The following is a 15,403-nucleotide window of genomic DNA, read 5'->3' as shown; positions in this document are numbered from 1 at the left end:
GCTTCAGACCCGCGCCGCCGTCACTGCCGCGGAACCCCAAGTGGTTCTCCAGCGACGCTTGACGCCGTGCAGGCCAAACCACGCCAACACGCCAAGGCTGGCGAACAACCATAGGGCCAGTTGATAACTGCCGGTGCTCTGTTTGATCGCGCCCATGCCGGCGGCCAAGGCAAAACCGCCGATGCCGCCGGCCATGCCGATCAAACCGGTCATCACGCCGATCTCCAGACGAAAACGCTGCGGCACCAGTTGGAACACCGCGCCGTTGCCTGCCCCTAGACCGAGCATGGTGCAGACGAAAAGTGCCAGCGCGGCGTAGGAACTTGGCAAGTTGAAACCGACCGCGGCGATGCACACGGCAGCGACGGTGTACATCGCCAGCAATGTGCGAATGCCACCGAAGCGATCCGCCAGCGCGCCACCCAGCGGTCGCATCAAACTGCCGCCGAACACGCAGGCTGCGGTGTAGTAACCGGCCGTCACCGGGCTCAAGCCGTACTGATCGTTGAAGTAGCCGGGCAGGGCGCTGGCCAGACCGATGAAGCCGCCGAAGGTGACGCTGTAGAAAAACATGAACCACCAACTGTCGCGGTCGCCCAAGGCTTTGAAGTAGTCGGTCATGGCTTTGGCTTTCGGCCGCTCAGGGGCGTTTTTTGCCAGCCAGGCGAACAGCACCAGGGTCAGGATCAGCGGGATCAGGGCGAAACCGAAGACATTGCTCCAGCCGAACGCGGCGGCGAGTACCGGCGCGAGCAGCGCGGCGAACACGGTGCCGGAGTTGCCCGCACCGGCAATGCCCATGGCTTTGCCCTGATGCTGTGGCGGATACCATTGCGAGGCCAAGGGCAGGGCGACGGCGAACGAGGCGCCGGCCATGCCGAGAAACAGGCCGAGGATCAGCGCCTGCTCGTAGCTATGAATGCCGATTTTCCAGGCACCGAACAGTGCGCAGATGACAATGACCTGGCCGATCAGCCCGGCGGTTTTCGGCGACAGTCGATCGGCGAGCATGCCCATCACAAAACGCAGCACCGCGCCCGCGAGGATCGGCGTGGCGACGACGAGGCCGCGTTGTTGCGTGGTCAGCTGCAGGTCGGCGGCGATTTGCACCGCCAACGGGCCGAGCAGGTACCAGACCATGAAGCTTAGGTCGAAATAGAGGAAGGCCGCGAACAGGGTCGGGGTGTGGCCGGATTTCCAGAAGCTTGAATTCATCGCGCACCTCAGCTGAAAAGAGTCTCGAAAGGAGTCATGCAACAGCAGGTGGGGCGCCGCCACGGCCGCACCACCGGCCCCGAGCTGTGGGGCCAAAACGCAAAAACGCCGCTACCTGATGCGCCGAAGGGGCGAACGGGGTGAGCGACGTCTTTGTCGTGGGTGGGGCAACCGCCGTTGGTTACCTGTGCGTTTTACTTAGCGAGATTTGTGCCAACAGCCGGAAAGTCAAAAGCCCCTCACCCTAGCCCTCTCCCAGAGGGAGAGGGGACTGATTGGGGGATGCTCGCGAAGTACGCCGACCTGTGATTTCTGCTGTGAATCCATAATCGACTCGGTCTTTCAGGTCGATGTTTGATGTCGGACAGCTCGGTCGGTCCCCTCTCCCAGAGGGAGAGGGGACTGATTGGGGGATGCTCGAGAAGTACGCCGACCTGTGATTTTCTGCTGTGAATCCATAATCGACTCGGTCTTTCAGGTCGATGTTTGACGCCAGACACCTAGGTCGGTCCCCTCTCCCTCTGGGAGAGGGCTAGGGTGAGGGGCTTTTCAAGCGCTCAGAGCATTTCAGCCAAGCAACTCACTCATGGCAATAATCTGCTCCGCCACCTGAATCAGCTTCTGCTGCCGGCTCATCGCCTGGCGCCGCATCAGCGTGTACGCCTCTTCCTCGTTGCAATCCTTCATCTTCATCAACAATCCCTTGGCCAGCTCAATACGCTTGCGCTCAGCCAATTGCTGATCTCGCGCTTGCAACTGCGCGCGTAAGGCCTGATCACTCTCGAATCGTGCCATCGCCACATCGAGGATCGGCTGCAGACGCTGTGCGTGAATGCCTTCAACGATGTAGGCACTGACCCCGGACTTGATCGCCTGGCGCATCACCCCCGGATCATGTTCATCGGTAAACATCACGATTGGCCGTGGCTGGTCGCGGCTGACCAGCACGACTTGCTCCATGACATCGCGGCTCGGTGACTCGGTATCGATCAGGATCACGTCCGGGCGCACCGTTTCGACGCGCGCGGGCAGGTCGATGGTCAGGCCGGACTCGTCGATCACCTCGAAACCGGCCTCGGTCAACGCAGCCTTCAGGCGCCCGACTTTTTTCGCTGTGTCGTTGATCAGCAGAATGCGCAACATATTCGCGGTCTCCTGTCAGCGGCGGGCGAGAAGGGGAACGTCGTCGTTCATCGCGTGCAGCTTGAAGCTGCGCGCGTAAGCGGCAGGGTCGCTGCCGTCCCAGATTTTGCCGTCGAGCAACTGGCTGCTGCGCATGTCGGTGCCCCACGCCGCCACGCCGACAGCGGTCGCGGCATCGCGATACAGATCGAGTTGCTGAACCTGACGGGCGACGGCGAGGTAGTCCGGGTCTTCGCGCAGCAAGCCCCAGCGGCGGAACTGGGTCATGAACCACATACCGTCCGACAGATACGGAAGATTCACCTCGCCGTTGCCGTGAAAGCGCAGCGCGTGCGGATCCTGCCAGCGGTTGCCGAGGCCATCGGCATAATCACCGAGAAAACGCGGTTCTATGCACGAAAGCGGCGCGTCCAGATATTCCGGCGCGCTGAGCAACTGCGCGGTGCTGCGACGATTTTCCGGGCTTTCTTCGATAAAGCGGCTGGCTTCAAGGATCGCCATCACCAGCGCGCGCGCCGTGTTCGGGTATTGCTCGACAAATTCGCGAGTGCAGCCGAGGACTTTTTCCGGGTGATCGGGCCAGATGGTCTGGCTGGTGGCCAGGGTAAAACCCAGATTCTGCTGCACCGCGCTAGCCGCCCAAGGCTCGCCAACGCAAAAACCGTCGATACGTCCGGCTTGCAGGTGCGCAACCATTTGCGGCGGCGGCACCACCACGCTGTCGACATCCTGCAACGGATGAATGCCCTGACTCGCCAGCCAGTAATACAGCCACATCGCATGAGTGCCAGTGGGAAAAGTCTGGGCGAAGGTGAGTTTTGCGCGGCTTTGGTGCACATGCCGGTCCAGTGCTTCAGGACTGCTCACGCCGAGGTTTTGCAGGCCGTGGGACAGGTTGAGACTTTGACCGTTCTGATTTAGCCCCATCAGCACCGCCATGTCGGTCGACGCCACGCCGCCAATGCCCAGGTGCACGGCGTAGATCAGACCGTACAGACTGTGGGCGGCATCCAGTTCGCCGCTGACCAGTTTGTCGCGAAGGTTGGCCCAAGAGCTTTGGCGCTTGAGATTCAGGGTCAGCCCGTAAGGCTGGGCAAAGCCCTGTGTGGCAGCAACGACAACCGATGCGCAGTCGCTCAACGCCATGAAACCGAGGTTGATTGCAGTCTTTTCCGGGGCATCGCTGCCATTGACCCAGGCCAGTGGCCCTACCGAAGGTTCATTCATACACCGCCACCTCGAAAAAAAGCGCCGCCGCGGACTTTGCGCAGGCAAAACCCGGGACGACGCCATTGTCCTTGCCCGCCTGCCGTCATTGGCCTGCGCGCTGATATTCAAGGAGGGTGCAAGGCATATGCCAGTGCCAGTGATTTGCGCGTGCGCCTCGCGCCGCAGGTCGATGCCCGGCTATAATCGCCGCCTCTTTTCGCCGCCCGAGTCATCGCCGCCCATGTATTCCCTGGCCCGTCAGCTGTTGTTCAAACTTTCCCCGGAAACCTCCCACGATCTGGCGCTGGATCTGATCGGCGCGGGTGGGCGTTTGGGCCTCAACGGCTTGCTGTGCAAGGCGCCGGCGAAGAAACCGGTGACGGTCATGGGCCTGGAGTTTCCGAACCCGGTGGGTCTGGCGGCCGGCCTGGACAAGAACGGCGCGGCCATCGATGGCTTCGCGCAACTGGGTTTCGGTTTTGTCGAAATCGGCACCGTGACTCCGCGCCCGCAGCCGGGCAACCCGAAACCACGGATCTTCCGCCTGCCGGAAGCCGAGGCGATCATCAACCGCATGGGTTTCAACAACCTCGGTGTGGATAACCTGCTGGCGCGCGTGGCAGCGGCGAAATACAAAGGCGTGCTGGGCATCAACATCGGCAAGAACTTCGATACGCCGGTCGAGCGCGCGGTCGACGATTACCTGATCTGCCTCGACAAGGTTTACGCCCACGCCAGCTATGTGACGGTCAACGTCAGCTCGCCGAACACCCCGGGCCTGCGCAGCCTGCAGTTCGGCGATTCGCTCAAGCAATTGCTCGCGGATCTGGCCACACGACGCGCCGAACTGGCGTTGCGTCATGGCAAACATGTGCCGCTGGCGATCAAGATCGCGCCGGACATGACCGACGAAGAGACCGCGCAGGTGGCTCAAGCGTTGATCGAAACCGGCATGGACGCGGTGATCGCGACCAACACCACGCTGAGCCGTGTCGGCGTCGAAGGCATGGAGCATGGCGACGAGGCGGGTGGTCTGTCGGGCGCGCCAGTGCGGGAGAAGAGTACCAATACCGTGAAGGTGCTGGCCGGCGAGTTGGCTGGGCGGTTGCCGATCATTGCGGCGGGCGGGATTACTGAAGGCAAGCATGCGGCCGAGAAGATTCTGGCCGGTGCGAGCCTGGTGCAGATCTACTCCGGCTTCATCTATAAGGGCCCGGCGCTGATTCGTGAGTCGGTAGACGCAATCGCCGCCCTGCGCTGATCCCCCCTGTAGGAGTGAGCCTGCTCGCGATAGCGCTAGTTCAGTAAACATCTTCAGTGACTGATACACCGCTATCGCGAGCAGGCTCACTCCTACAGGTTTTGTGTATGGCACAGATAATGTGACAGGCATAAAAAAGGGCTCCTCGAAGGAGCCCCTGGGCCGCAGCCCGCCGTCCGGGAAGGACGTGCATGGTAAGTCGTTACAAATTCAGATTGTCGTGTCGGAATTAATGCCCTGTGTCAGCCGACGGCGTGAAGTTCGTTGAGTCTGTGGATTCCCGCAGTGCCGGTCATACCGTCCCAGTTGTCGCCGCGTCCTTCTCGCCAGCCGTTAATCCAGGCTTGGCGTACCGACGGTAGAGTAAATGGACAAAGCTCACGGGATTTGCCACCAACGCCATATTGATATCCGCGCAAAAATGCTCTTTCCAACGGATCACGCTTAAGTCTTCTCATAGGGTGTTTCCCTCACTTGTTGACTGTTTTGTATCGCGTCGACCTCAACTGAGGTCTGGCAGAAAAAACCTGCCATGGTGCGGCTCGCTGCCGGCGTGGCGAGCCAAGGTGTTGACGCCGTTGCGACGTCAACCTGTGCTCAGTTCTAACCAATGAGTCACATCGAGGGAATGATCGTTTTGTCATAAGGACGTAACGAAATTAGTGCTACAGCCATAAGTAACGACGGGTTTCATGCACGGTTTTTCAGCAAACCCCGGTATGATCGGCCCCGCGCTGGATGATGGGGTTAATTCTTTAGTGAGAATGACCCACGTTTGCGCTGGGGTATAAAGCGACGAAGGGTCGTTTTAAGACTTTTTGTTGCATCAACTTTTTTATCTGTCCCGGCATCTAAGCTCTTTTAACCCGAGCAGCGGGGATGGAACGGCACACCTTCGTGCCACGCGGGCGTTCTTTTAGAAAAGCGCCTGATTGAAAACCGGATCGGCAATGCGTTGCCGATTCACTAGCCAAAGGCTCTGGAAATACCATGTCCGACCGTTTCGAACTCTTCCTCACTTGCCCTAAAGGCCTTGAAGGCCTGCTCATCGAGGAAGCCGTCGGGCTTGGCCTTGAAGAAGCGCGCGAGCACACTTCCGCCGTGCGTGGCATGGCGACCATGGAAACCGCTTATCGCCTGTGCCTCTGGTCGCGTCTGGCCAACCGCGTGCTGCTGGTGCTCAAGCGTTTCCCGATGAAAGACGCTGAAGACCTCTACCACGGCGTGCTCGACATCGAGTGGCAGGATCACATGCTCAGCGACGGCACCCTGGCCGTCGAATTCAGCGGCCACGGCTCAGGCATCGACAACACTCACTTCGGCGCTTTGAAAGTCAAAGACGCCATCGTCGACAAACTGCGCACGCCGCAGGGCGACCGTCCGTCGATCGACAAGCTCAACCCGGACCTGCGCATTCACCTGCGTCTGGATCGTGGCGAAGCGATTCTCTCCCTCGACCTTTCCGGCCACAGCCTGCACCAGCGCGGTTACCGTCTGCAGCAAGGTGCGGCACCGCTGAAGGAAAACCTCGCGGCGGCGATCCTGATCCGTTCCGGCTGGCCGCGCATTGCCGCTGAAGGCGGCGCGCTGGCTGACCCGATGTGCGGTGTCGGTACGTTCCTCGTCGAAGCCGGCATGATTGCCGCCGACATGGCGCCGAACCTGCGTCGTGAGCAGTGGGGCTTTACCGCATGGCTCGGCCACGTCCCGGCGCTGTGGAAAAAACTCCATGAAGAGGCCGTCGAGCGTGCCGCTGCCGGTCTGGCCAAGCCACCGCTGTGGATTCGCGGTTACGAAGCCGACCCTCGTCTGATTCAACCGGGCCGCAACAACGTTGAGCGTGCGGGCCTGAGCGAGTGGATCAAGATCTACCAGGGCGAAGTCGCGACCTTCGAGCCGCGTCCGGACCAGAACCAGAAAGGTCTGGTGATCTGCAACCCACCGTACGGCGAGCGTCTCGGTGATGAAGCCAGCCTGTTGTACCTCTACCAGAACCTCGGCGAGCGTCTGCGTCAGGCCTGCCTGAACTGGGAAGCGGCGGTGTTCACTGGTGCGCCGGATCTGGGCAAGCGCATGGGCATTCGCAGCCATAAACAGTATTCGTTCTGGAACGGCGCGTTGCCGTGCAAGCTGCTGTTGATCAAAGTGCTGCCGGATCAGTTCGTCACGGGCGAGCGTCGCACTCCGGAACAGCGTCAGGCCGAGCGTGAGCAAGCGGCTTACGACCAGACCCCGGACGAGCCGCAAGAACGCAAGTTCAACAAGAACGGCAACCCGATCAAACCGATGCCAGCCCCGGCACCGGTGATCGAGCAACCGCGCTTGAGCGAAGGCGGGCAGATGTTTGCCAACCGCCTGCAAAAGAACCTCAAGGCCATGGGCAAGTGGGTCAAGCGCGAAGGCATCGATTGCTACCGCGTCTACGATGCCGACATGCCTGAGTATGCGATGGCGATCGACCTGTATCACGACTGGGTGCACGTCCAGGAATACGCCGCGCCAAAATCCATCGATCCGGAAAAAGCCTCGGCGCGCATGTTTGACGCCCTGGCAGCGATTCCGCAGGCACTGAACGTCGACAAGAGCCGCGTGGTGGTCAAACGCCGCGAGCGCCAGAGCGGCACCAAGCAGTACGAGCGTCAGGCTGCGCAAGGCAAGTTCAATGAAGTCAGCGAGGGCGGCGTGAAGTTGCTGGTCAACCTCACCGACTACCTCGACACCGGCCTGTTCCTCGATCACCGGCCGATGCGCATGCGTATTCAGAAAGAGGCCGCCGGCAAGCGCTTCCTCAATCTGTTCTGCTACACCGCGACGGCCAGCGTACACGCGGCCAAGGGCGGCGCGCGCAGCACCACCAGCGTCGACCTGTCGAAAACCTACCTCGACTGGGCACGCCGCAACCTGTCGCTGAACGGTTACTCGGACAAGAACCGTCTGGAGCAGGGCGATGTGATGGCGTGGCTGGAAAGCAGCCGTGACGAGTACGACCTGATCTTCATTGATCCACCGACGTTCTCCAACTCCAAGCGCATGGAAGGCATCTTCGACGTGCAACGTGATCAGGTGCAGTTGATTGACCTGGCCATGGCCCGTCTGGCGCCGGGTGGTGTGCTGTATTTCTCCAACAACTTCCGCAAGTTCCAGTTGGAAGAAAACCTCGCCGAGCGTTACGCGGTCGAGGAAATCAGCGCGCAGACCATTGATCCGGATTTCGCCCGTAACACCAAGATCCACCGCGCCTGGAAAATCACGGCTCGTTGACGCTTTACCGGGTTGGATCCACAGAGCCTTGATTTTTAAAGGCTCCGCGGATCTGCCCGCGCTAGCTAAATTAGTGGCTAATAGCTATAACTCACACACGGTCAATGGGGTTTTCCCGTAAATGCTGGCGTAGTGAGTTGTCTTTATGTCGTTGCACCCCGTGCGCCCAAAGATTCTGGGTTTTATCAGCGAAGACGTCTCGGCCTGGCTGGTCGCGCTGCTGGTATTGCTCGCCGGTGGGATTCTCACGGGGCTGCTCGCCTGGGCCACCCTCAATCAGTTTCAGCAACAGACCCGTCAGCGTTTTCAGCTGCTGGCCAACGAACGTTACAGCCGCATCGAAGAACGTTTTCAGGACCAGGAGCAACGCCTCGACGGCCTGCGCCGCTTCTTCGCTAACTCTGAATCGGTGTCCCGCACCGAATTCGATGGTTACACCCAACCCTTATTGATGCGTACACAGGCCTATTCGTTTGCCCTCAAGGTCAAGGGTGGCGAGCGCGCGGTATTCGAGCAGCGCGTGCGTGACGAAGGCCTGAGTAACTTCACCCTGCGTGAACTGAATGCCCAAGGCGAGCTGCAACTGGCTGGCGTGCGCGATGAATACGTGCCGGTGCTCTACAGCCAGACGCAAAGTCGGCTCGGCTCACCGTTGGGTTATGACCTGCTCGCGCAACCTTTGCGCCGTGACACCCTGCAACGTGCCGACAAGCTTGCCGGTCTGGCGGTGTCGCAACCGATGCATCTGGTCAGTATCGAGCCGTCCTATGCGCGAGGTGTACTGCTCGTCGCGCCTGTGAGCCGCAATGGCGAGCGCCAATCGTTTGGCTACGTGATGGCGGTGATCAGCATGCGCCAGTTGCTGGCCGACGGTTTGCCGGACGCTTTCCATGACTATCTGTCGGTGCGCATTCTCGACATGTCGACCAATGATCAGCACGAGGTGTTGTTCGAATCGACCAATGAACCGGCGCCGAGCGACCTGACGGCCACGCGCCTGGTGCGCATGGCCGATCATGATTATCAGGTCGATATCCTGCCGAGCGAGGCCTTCGTTCAGGGCAATCATTCGTCGGTCGGCAGCGTGCTCATTCTGGGCGGTTTGCTCAGTATGCTGCTCAGCGCCTTGCTCTATGTGTTGGTCAGTCAGCGCCAGCGCGCCTTGCGCATGGTCGAGTTGCGCACGCAGGAGTTGCATGCCAGCGAACAGGAGCTGCGTGGCACCCACGGGCAGTTGCGCGGCGTGCTGAATGCCGCAACGCAGGTGGCGATCATCGCCACCGACCTGCGCGGGGTGATCAACACCTTCAACCCCGGCGCCGAGCAAATGCTCGGTTACAGCAGCGCCGATGTCGTCGGCCACATGACTCTGGAAAACCTGCACCTGCCCCGCGAGCTGACGGCCCGTGCTGCCGAATTGAGTGCACGCTACGGCAAAAGCATCCCGACCTGCCACGCGATGCTGGTCGAGGGCGGCGAAGTCGGCGGTCACGAGGCCCGCGAGTGGACGCTGGTGCGCAGCGATGGCAGCCATATTCCGGTGAACATGCTCGCCACCCCGGTGCTCGATGAGCAGGGTTTGTGGGTCGGGCATCTGGCGATCTGCATCGACATCACCGAGCGCAAGCGCGTGCACGAGGTGCTGGCGGCGCGGGACGTGTTGCTGAAGAAACTCAGCGCGCATGTGCCCGGCGGCATCTATCAGTTCAAGATGGAATTCGATGGGCGCTTCAGCGTGATCTACGCCAGCGACGGTATCCGCGAGATCTACGAGCTGGAGCCGGACGTGCTGCTGTTCAACGCCGAGGCGATCTTCACACGCATTCATCCACAGGACGTTACCCGCGTGCGCTCTTCGATTCGCGCCTCGGCCGACAGCCTCAGCCCGTGGCGCGAGGAATACCGTGTGCAGTTGCCCGAGCGCGGTCTACGCTGGGTACGCGGCGAGGCGACGCCGGAAGAGCTGCCGGGCGGTGGGGTGCTATGGCACGGCTATATCTCGGACATTTCCGACCTGAAACGCGTGGAAGAAGAACTGCGCGCATTGTCGGTGACCGACTCGTTGACTGGCATCCACAACCGCCGCTACTTCCAGGAACGCCTGACCACGGAAATGGCCCGGGTCGAGCGCGGCGGCGGTGAGTTGTCGGTGATCATGCTCGACATCGACCACTTCAAACGCATCAACGATCAGTATGGCCACGCCGTCGGTGACCGAGTGCTGCAAGCGGTGTGCGAACGCATTGGCCATCGCCTGCGGCGCACCGATGTGTTCTGTCGCTTGGGTGGCGAGGAATTCATGGTGCTGTGCCCGGACATCGACGGCGAGCACGCGTACATGCTGGCGATCGAGCTGTGGCAAGGCTTGCGCAGTGCGCCGGTGGATGTGGTCGGCGTGGTCACGGCGAGTTTCGGGATCGCCAGTTGGCGACCGGGGGAGGGCGCGGATGCACTGCTGTTGCGGGCGGATTCGGGTGTGTATATGGCAAAGCAGCGCGGGCGCGATCGGGTCGAGCAGATGAGCTAGGGTCTTGCGCAAAACCTTGTAGGAGTGAGCCTGCTCGCGATTGCGGTATGTCAGTCACCTCGATGTATCGGGACTGACGCTATCGCGAGCAGGCTCACTCCTACAGGAGCCGCGGTGATCAGAGGACCGAAGCGGTCTGCGGCAGTTTTGGCTGCTTGTACAGGTCCAGCAGCACCTGATCCAGCACCGACGACGCCCCGAACGGCGCTTTGTCGTTGAGGATCGCCACCACTGCCCAAGTGTTGCCATTCACATCACGGCTGAAACCGGCAATCGCCCGCACAGTGTTCAACGTACCTGTCTTGACGTGCGCCTCACCGCGCATCGCCGTGGTTTTCAGACGTTTACGCATGGTGCCGTCGGTGCCGGCAATCGGCAGCGAGCTGATGTACTCGGCGGCATACGGGCTGTGCCAGGCGGCTTGCAGCATGCTCGCCATTTCACGGGCGCTGACCCGTTCGGCACGGGACAGGCCGGAGCCGTTCTCCATCACCAGGTGTGGCGCAGTGATGCCTTTCTTCGCCAGCCACTGGCGCACTACGCGCTGCGCAGCCTTGGAGTCGTCCCCGTCGGCGTCGTTGCGGAAGCGTTGGCCAAGGCTGAGGAACAGCTGCTGGGCCATGGTGTTATTACTGTATTTGTTGATGTCGCGGATGATTTCCGCCAGATCCGGCGAGTAGGCACGCGCGAGCAGTTTGGCGTTGCCCGGTGTCGAGGCCAGACGATCCTTGCCCTGAATGCTGCCACCCAGCTCTTTCCAGATCGCGCGCACGGCGCCGGCTGTGTAGGTCGCGTGGTCGAGCAGCGACAGATAAGTCTGCGAGCTGCAGCCTTCGCCCAACTGGCCGGCGACGGTCACGGTCATGCTGCCATCGGGTTGCGCCACCGGGTTGTAGCGCACGCCGCCGGTGCATTGCTTGGAGGGCAGCGCTTTGACGGTGTTTTCGATGTGGATGCTGGCAATCGGCGGTTCGACCGAGATCAGCACGCGGCCACCGTCATTACGGGCGACAAAACGCAGGGCCTTGAGGTTGACCAGCAGTGAGTCGGGCTTGACCAGGAACGGCTTGTTCTCGTCATTGCCGTCATCGTTGAATTCCGGCAGCACCGGTTGCACGAAGAAGTTGCGGTCGAGGATCAGGTCACCGGTGATCTGGGTCACGCCGTTGGCGCGCAGGTCGCGCATCAGCAGCCAGAGTTTTTCCATGTTCAGCTTCGGATCGCCGCCACCCTTGAGGTAGAGATTGCCGTTGAGGATGCCGCCACTGAGGTCGCCGTCGGTGTAGAACTCGGTCTTCCACTGGTGATTAGGGCCGAGCATTTCCAGCGCCGCGTAGGTGGTCACCAGCTTCATGGTCGAGGCCGGGTTGACCGACACGTCGGCGTTGAACACGGTCGGCGTGCCCGGGCCGTCGAGCGGCACCATCACCAGCGACAGGGCGCTGGGCTGCAGTTTACTGGCCTTGAGGGCTTTTTCGACGTTGGGGGTGAGGGCGGTGTTGATGGTGGCAGCAGAAACAGGCAGGGCCAGCGGCAGAAGAAGGCCGGCGAGAAGCAGAGGACGCAACGATTTGATCATATGAAATAAAACCCTACAGTCGAGGGGAAAATAACGAGGACATGGATGAAAAAGCCCTCAGCGGTCATGAAAGTGTCGGCATTATGCCCCAAGGTGTTACCGCTTGTGCCTTGTCCGGGTGGACCAATACGTTATTTTTTTACAGGCGGTCGGCTACAGGGGCCAGAGAGTCGGGCAATCGGCGGCTTAAACTGGTAAAGTGCCCGCCGTTAATACTTAAGAGGATTGTTCCAATGGCGACTAACCGTTCCCAGCGTCTGCGCAAAAAACTGTGCGTTGATGAATTTCAAGAGCTGGGTTTCGAGCTGAACCTGGACTTCAAAGAAGACTTGTCCGAAGAAGCCATTGACGCTTTCCTCGAAGCCTTCATCAAAGAAGCCATGGAAGCCAATGGTCTGGGTTATGTTGGCGGCGACGACTTCGGTCTGGTTTGCCTGCAGAAGCGTGGCTCGGTCAACGAAGAGCAGCGTGCTGCCGTTGAAGCCTGGCTGAAAACCCGCTCCGAGCTGACCAAGTATGAAGTCAGCCCGTTGCTGGACGTTTGGTATCCGGAAAAGCCGATCAACGCGGCTAAGTGATACTGAAAAAAACGGCGACCTGAGGGTCGCCGTTTTTTTCGTCTGGGGTTTGGGTGTTCGGTTTGGGGTTTGTGGTGAGTCTGCCCCTCATCGGAACGCCGCCCGCCCAGCCCTCTCCCCCTGGAGAGGGAGCCGACTTGTGGGCTTTTCAAAGCCTGAGTTCAACTCGGTATCCCACGTCGGCGTATGTCTTCCAAGCACCTCGGTCAGTCCCCTCTCCCTCCGGGAGAGGGCTAGGGTGAGGGGCTTTTGACCTTAAGCTTTACGCCAATTCAAAATCACCAGCGTCAAAACCCCCGCAACAATCCCCCAAAACGCCGAACCAATGGAAAACAACGTCAGCCCCGACGCCGTGACCATAAAGGTGATCAACGCCGCTTCCCGTTCCTTCACCTCGTTCATGGCAATGCTTAAACCATTGATGATCGAACCAAACAGCGCCAGCGCGGCAATCGAAAGCACCAGTTCCTTGGGCAACGCCGCGAACAACGCCGCCAGCGTGGCGCCGAACACGCCGGCAATGCCATAGAAAATCCCGCACCACACGGCAGCCGTGTAGCGCTTGTTGCGATCCTCATGGGCGTGCGGCCCGGTGCAGATCGCCGCGCTGATCGCCGCTAGGTTAATACCGTGGGAGCCGAACGGCGCCAGCAACAATGAAGCGATGCCGGTGGTAGTGATCAGCGGCGAAGCCGGGACGTTGTAGCCGTCGGCGCGCAGGACGGCGATGCCGGGCATGTTCTGCGAAGTCATCGCGACCACGAACAATGGAATGCCGATGCTGATGGTCGCCGCCAGCGAGAAGTGCGGCGTGGTCCACACCGGCGTCGCCACTTCCAGATGAAAACCGCTGAAATCCAGCAATCCCATGAAGCCCGACAGCGCGGTGCCGATCAGCAGTGCGGCGAGCACGGCATAACGCGGCGACAGGCGTTTGACTACTAAATAGGTGAAGAACATGCCCAACACCAGCCCGGTACGGTGCTGCGCGGCGACAAAGATTTCGCTGCCGATCTTGAACAGAATCCCCGCCAGCAATGCCGCCGCCAAGGAGGCCGGGATCTTTTTCACCAGCCGTTCGAAGCTGCCGGTCAGCCCGCAGATCGTCACCAGCACTGCGCAGGTGATGTAGGCGCCGATGGCCTCGCCGTAACTGACACCGCCCAGACTGGTGATCAGCAACGCCGCGCCGGGCGTCGACCAGGCGATGGTGATCGGCGTGCGATAACGCAGCGACAAGCCGATCGAACACACCGCCATGCCGATCGAGATCGCCCAGATCCACGAAGAAATCTGCCCGCTGGTCAGACCTGCCGCTTGCCCGGCCTGGAACATCAGCACCAGTGAGCTGGTGTAGCCGGTCATCATCGCGATGAAACCGGCGACGATGGCTGAAGGCGAAGTGTCGGCCAGTGGGCGCAGTTGAGTGTGCGTGGCGTCGTTCATGACGGCGGTGTTCCTTATACCAATGGAGATGTCCGCCATGACGCAGACCCTTGTAGGAGCTGCCGAAGGCTGCGATCTGTTGATCTTGCTTCTTAAAATCAAAGTCAAAAGATCGCAGCCTTCGGCAGCTCCTACAGGGGAGGCGGTGTTCTGGCGGCGGATTCTGCGATCAAGCCTAAACTCAATCGTAACGGATCGTTGCAATACAGCCGAAGTCACAAACAGCCGTACAGTCGTGTTGCCACCTTCCATTGTGTACAATCGCGCTGTTTTTTACGCGATACTTGCCAGCGACCTACTGTGCCGTATTACAGTCACGGTCTATTCGCCGCAGTTCTCCCGACTCGAGTGCCCATGAACGAACAGTTGCAACCCCTCAAGAAACAACCGCGAGCAGGCAAAGCCGGCCGCAGCGGAACCCAGGACGATATTGTCTACGCGCATATCTTCGAGGCCATCCTCGAACAGCGTCTGGCGCCCGGCACAAAATTGAGCGAAGAAGCGCTGGGGGAAATCTTCGGGGTCAGCCGCACCATCATTCGCCGCGCGCTCTCGCGTCTGGCCCATGAAGGCGTGGTGCTGTTGCGGCCGAACCGTGGCGCCGTGGTCGCCAGTCCGAGTGTGGAAGAGGCGCGACAGGTGTTTCTCGCCCGTCGTCTGGTGGAGCGTGCGATCACTGAGCTGGCGGTGCAACACGCGACGGCCGAGCAGATCGCCGAGTTGCGGCAGATGGTCAACGATGAGCGCGACAGCTTCTCCCGTGGCGATCGCGGCGCCGGCATTCGTCTGTCGGGCGAATTCCACCTGAAACTGGCGGAAGCGGCGATGAACGCCCCGTTGATCAGCTTCCAGCGCAGTCTGGTTTCGCAGACGTCGTTGATCATCGCCCAGTATGAAAGCGGCAACCGTTCGCACTGTTCGTACGACGAACACACCCAGTTGATCGACGCGATCGAGAAGCGCGACGGTGAGTTGGCGGTGAATCTGATGATGCATCACATGGATCACATCGACAGCAAGCTCAACCTCGACGAGGAAGGCGCGTCGGATGATCTGCATGCGGTGTTCTCGCATTTGTTGCAGACCAAGAAGCCTGGGCGTCCTGCAGCCAAGCTCTAAGCTGATACCGAGTCGACCCCTTCGCGAGCAAGCTCGCTCCCACATTTGAAATGCATTCCCATGTG

The 15,403-nt window shown here is 60.5% G+C and carries 11 protein-coding genes; 5 read left to right on the top strand and 6 right to left on the bottom strand.

From position 1 onward, the window contains the following. Window positions 1-3 precede the first annotated feature (3 nt). From ACW9IR_RS15375 to ACW9IR_RS15365, 3 genes are all read right to left on the bottom strand, one after another. Complete coding sequence (locus tag ACW9IR_RS15375; protein ID WP_102900773.1) at window positions 4-1,215, bottom strand: nitrate/nitrite transporter; 1,212 nt, start codon at window positions 1,213-1,215, stop codon at window positions 4-6. Window positions 1,216-1,782: 567 nt separating this feature from the next. Further along, window positions 1,783-2,358, bottom strand: coding sequence for an ANTAR domain-containing response regulator (locus tag ACW9IR_RS15370; RefSeq protein ID WP_007916390.1), 576 nt, complete (start codon window positions 2,356-2,358; stop codon window positions 1,783-1,785). Window positions 2,359-2,373: 15 nt separating this feature from the next. Further along, window positions 2,374-3,585 carry a CmpA/NrtA family ABC transporter substrate-binding protein gene (locus tag ACW9IR_RS15365; RefSeq protein ID WP_457463998.1) on the bottom strand — a complete coding sequence of 404 codons (1,212 nt, stop codon included), beginning with the start codon at window positions 3,583-3,585 and terminating at the stop codon, window positions 2,374-2,376. 223 nt (window positions 3,586-3,808) lie between these two features. Between ACW9IR_RS15365 and ACW9IR_RS15360 the strand changes: the two genes are divergently transcribed. After that, window positions 3,809-4,828 carry a quinone-dependent dihydroorotate dehydrogenase gene (locus ACW9IR_RS15360; RefSeq protein WP_457463996.1) on the top strand — a complete coding sequence of 340 codons (1,020 nt, stop codon included), beginning with the start codon at window positions 3,809-3,811 and terminating at the stop codon, window positions 4,826-4,828. Window positions 4,829-5,070: 242 nt separating this feature from the next. Here the strand turns inward: ACW9IR_RS15360 and rmf are convergent, their stop codons facing one another. Further along, window positions 5,071-5,286: a ribosome modulation factor gene (gene rmf / locus ACW9IR_RS15355; RefSeq protein ID WP_003223300.1), complete on the bottom strand. Its 216-nt coding sequence runs from the start codon at window positions 5,284-5,286 to the stop codon at window positions 5,071-5,073. A gap of 532 nt (window positions 5,287-5,818) precedes the next feature. Here rmf and rlmKL point away from each other — a divergent pair. Together rlmKL and ACW9IR_RS15345 are read left to right on the top strand one after the other, a co-directional pair. Further along, entirely contained in the window at window positions 5,819-8,089 is a 2,271-nt protein-coding gene (gene rlmKL, locus ACW9IR_RS15350; RefSeq protein ID WP_457463994.1) for a bifunctional 23S rRNA (guanine(2069)-N(7))-methyltransferase RlmK/23S rRNA (guanine(2445)-N(2))-methyltransferase RlmL, read from the top strand. A gap of 145 nt (window positions 8,090-8,234) precedes the next feature. Further along, on the top strand, window positions 8,235-10,616 hold the full coding sequence (locus ACW9IR_RS15345; protein WP_457463992.1) for a sensor domain-containing diguanylate cyclase: 2,382 nt from the start codon (window positions 8,235-8,237) through the stop codon (window positions 10,614-10,616). Between the two features lie 118 nt (window positions 10,617-10,734). Here the strand turns inward: ACW9IR_RS15345 and dacB are convergent, their stop codons facing one another. Further along, window positions 10,735-12,195, bottom strand: a complete 1,461-nt coding sequence (gene dacB, locus ACW9IR_RS15340; protein WP_457463990.1) for a D-alanyl-D-alanine carboxypeptidase/D-alanyl-D-alanine endopeptidase — start codon at window positions 12,193-12,195, stop codon at window positions 10,735-10,737. Window positions 12,196-12,428: 233 nt separating this feature from the next. Here dacB and ACW9IR_RS15335 point away from each other — a divergent pair, with 233 nt between their 5' ends. Continuing rightward, window positions 12,429-12,773, top strand: coding sequence for a YggL family protein (locus ACW9IR_RS15335; protein WP_007916365.1), 345 nt, complete (start codon window positions 12,429-12,431; stop codon window positions 12,771-12,773). A gap of 255 nt (window positions 12,774-13,028) precedes the next feature. On the opposite strand, the gene ACW9IR_RS15330 is transcribed toward ACW9IR_RS15335, so the two are convergent. Continuing rightward, window positions 13,029-14,219, bottom strand: a complete 1,191-nt coding sequence (locus ACW9IR_RS15330) for a benzoate/H(+) symporter BenE family transporter (RefSeq protein ID WP_457463987.1) — start codon at window positions 14,217-14,219, stop codon at window positions 13,029-13,031. A 354-nt stretch (window positions 14,220-14,573) separates the two neighbouring features. On the opposite strand from ACW9IR_RS15330, the gene ACW9IR_RS15325 reads away from it, so the two are divergent. After that, window positions 14,574-15,338: a GntR family transcriptional regulator gene (locus ACW9IR_RS15325; RefSeq protein WP_007918375.1), complete on the top strand. Its 765-nt coding sequence runs from the start codon at window positions 14,574-14,576 to the stop codon at window positions 15,336-15,338. Window positions 15,339-15,403 lie beyond the last annotated feature (65 nt).

This window comes from Pseudomonas sp. SDT291_1_S447 (genome assembly GCF_054070155.1).
Note: the sequence above shows the minus strand (reverse complement) of the source record. Positions and strands in the feature narration are given on the sequence as shown.

Bases quoted from the DNA above. Each gene is read 5' to 3' on its own strand.
- ACW9IR_RS15370 (WP_007916390.1), bottom strand. From the start codon at position 2,358: ATGTTGCGCATTCTGCTGATCAACGACACAGCGAAAAAAGTCGGGCGC.
- rmf (WP_003223300.1), bottom strand. From the start codon at position 5,286: ATGAGAAGACTTAAGCGTGATCCGTTGGAAAGAGCATTTTTGCGCGGA.
- dacB (WP_457463990.1), bottom strand. From the start codon at position 12,195: ATGATCAAATCGTTGCGTCCTCTGCTTCTCGCCGGCCTTCTTCTGCCG.
- ACW9IR_RS15375 (WP_102900773.1), bottom strand. From the start codon at position 1,215: ATGAATTCAAGCTTCTGGAAATCCGGCCACACCCCGACCCTGTTCGCG.
- ACW9IR_RS15335 (WP_007916365.1), top strand. From the start codon at position 12,429: ATGGCGACTAACCGTTCCCAGCGTCTGCGCAAAAAACTGTGCGTTGAT.
- ACW9IR_RS15330 (WP_457463987.1), bottom strand. From the start codon at position 14,219: ATGAACGACGCCACGCACACTCAACTGCGCCCACTGGCCGACACTTCG.
- ACW9IR_RS15345 (WP_457463992.1), top strand. From the start codon at position 8,235: ATGTCGTTGCACCCCGTGCGCCCAAAGATTCTGGGTTTTATCAGCGAA.
- ACW9IR_RS15325 (WP_007918375.1), top strand. From the start codon at position 14,574: ATGAACGAACAGTTGCAACCCCTCAAGAAACAACCGCGAGCAGGCAAA.
- ACW9IR_RS15360 (WP_457463996.1), top strand. From the start codon at position 3,809: ATGTATTCCCTGGCCCGTCAGCTGTTGTTCAAACTTTCCCCGGAAACC.
- ACW9IR_RS15365 (WP_457463998.1), bottom strand. From the start codon at position 3,585: ATGAATGAACCTTCGGTAGGGCCACTGGCCTGGGTCAATGGCAGCGAT.
- rlmKL (WP_457463994.1), top strand. From the start codon at position 5,819: ATGTCCGACCGTTTCGAACTCTTCCTCACTTGCCCTAAAGGCCTTGAA.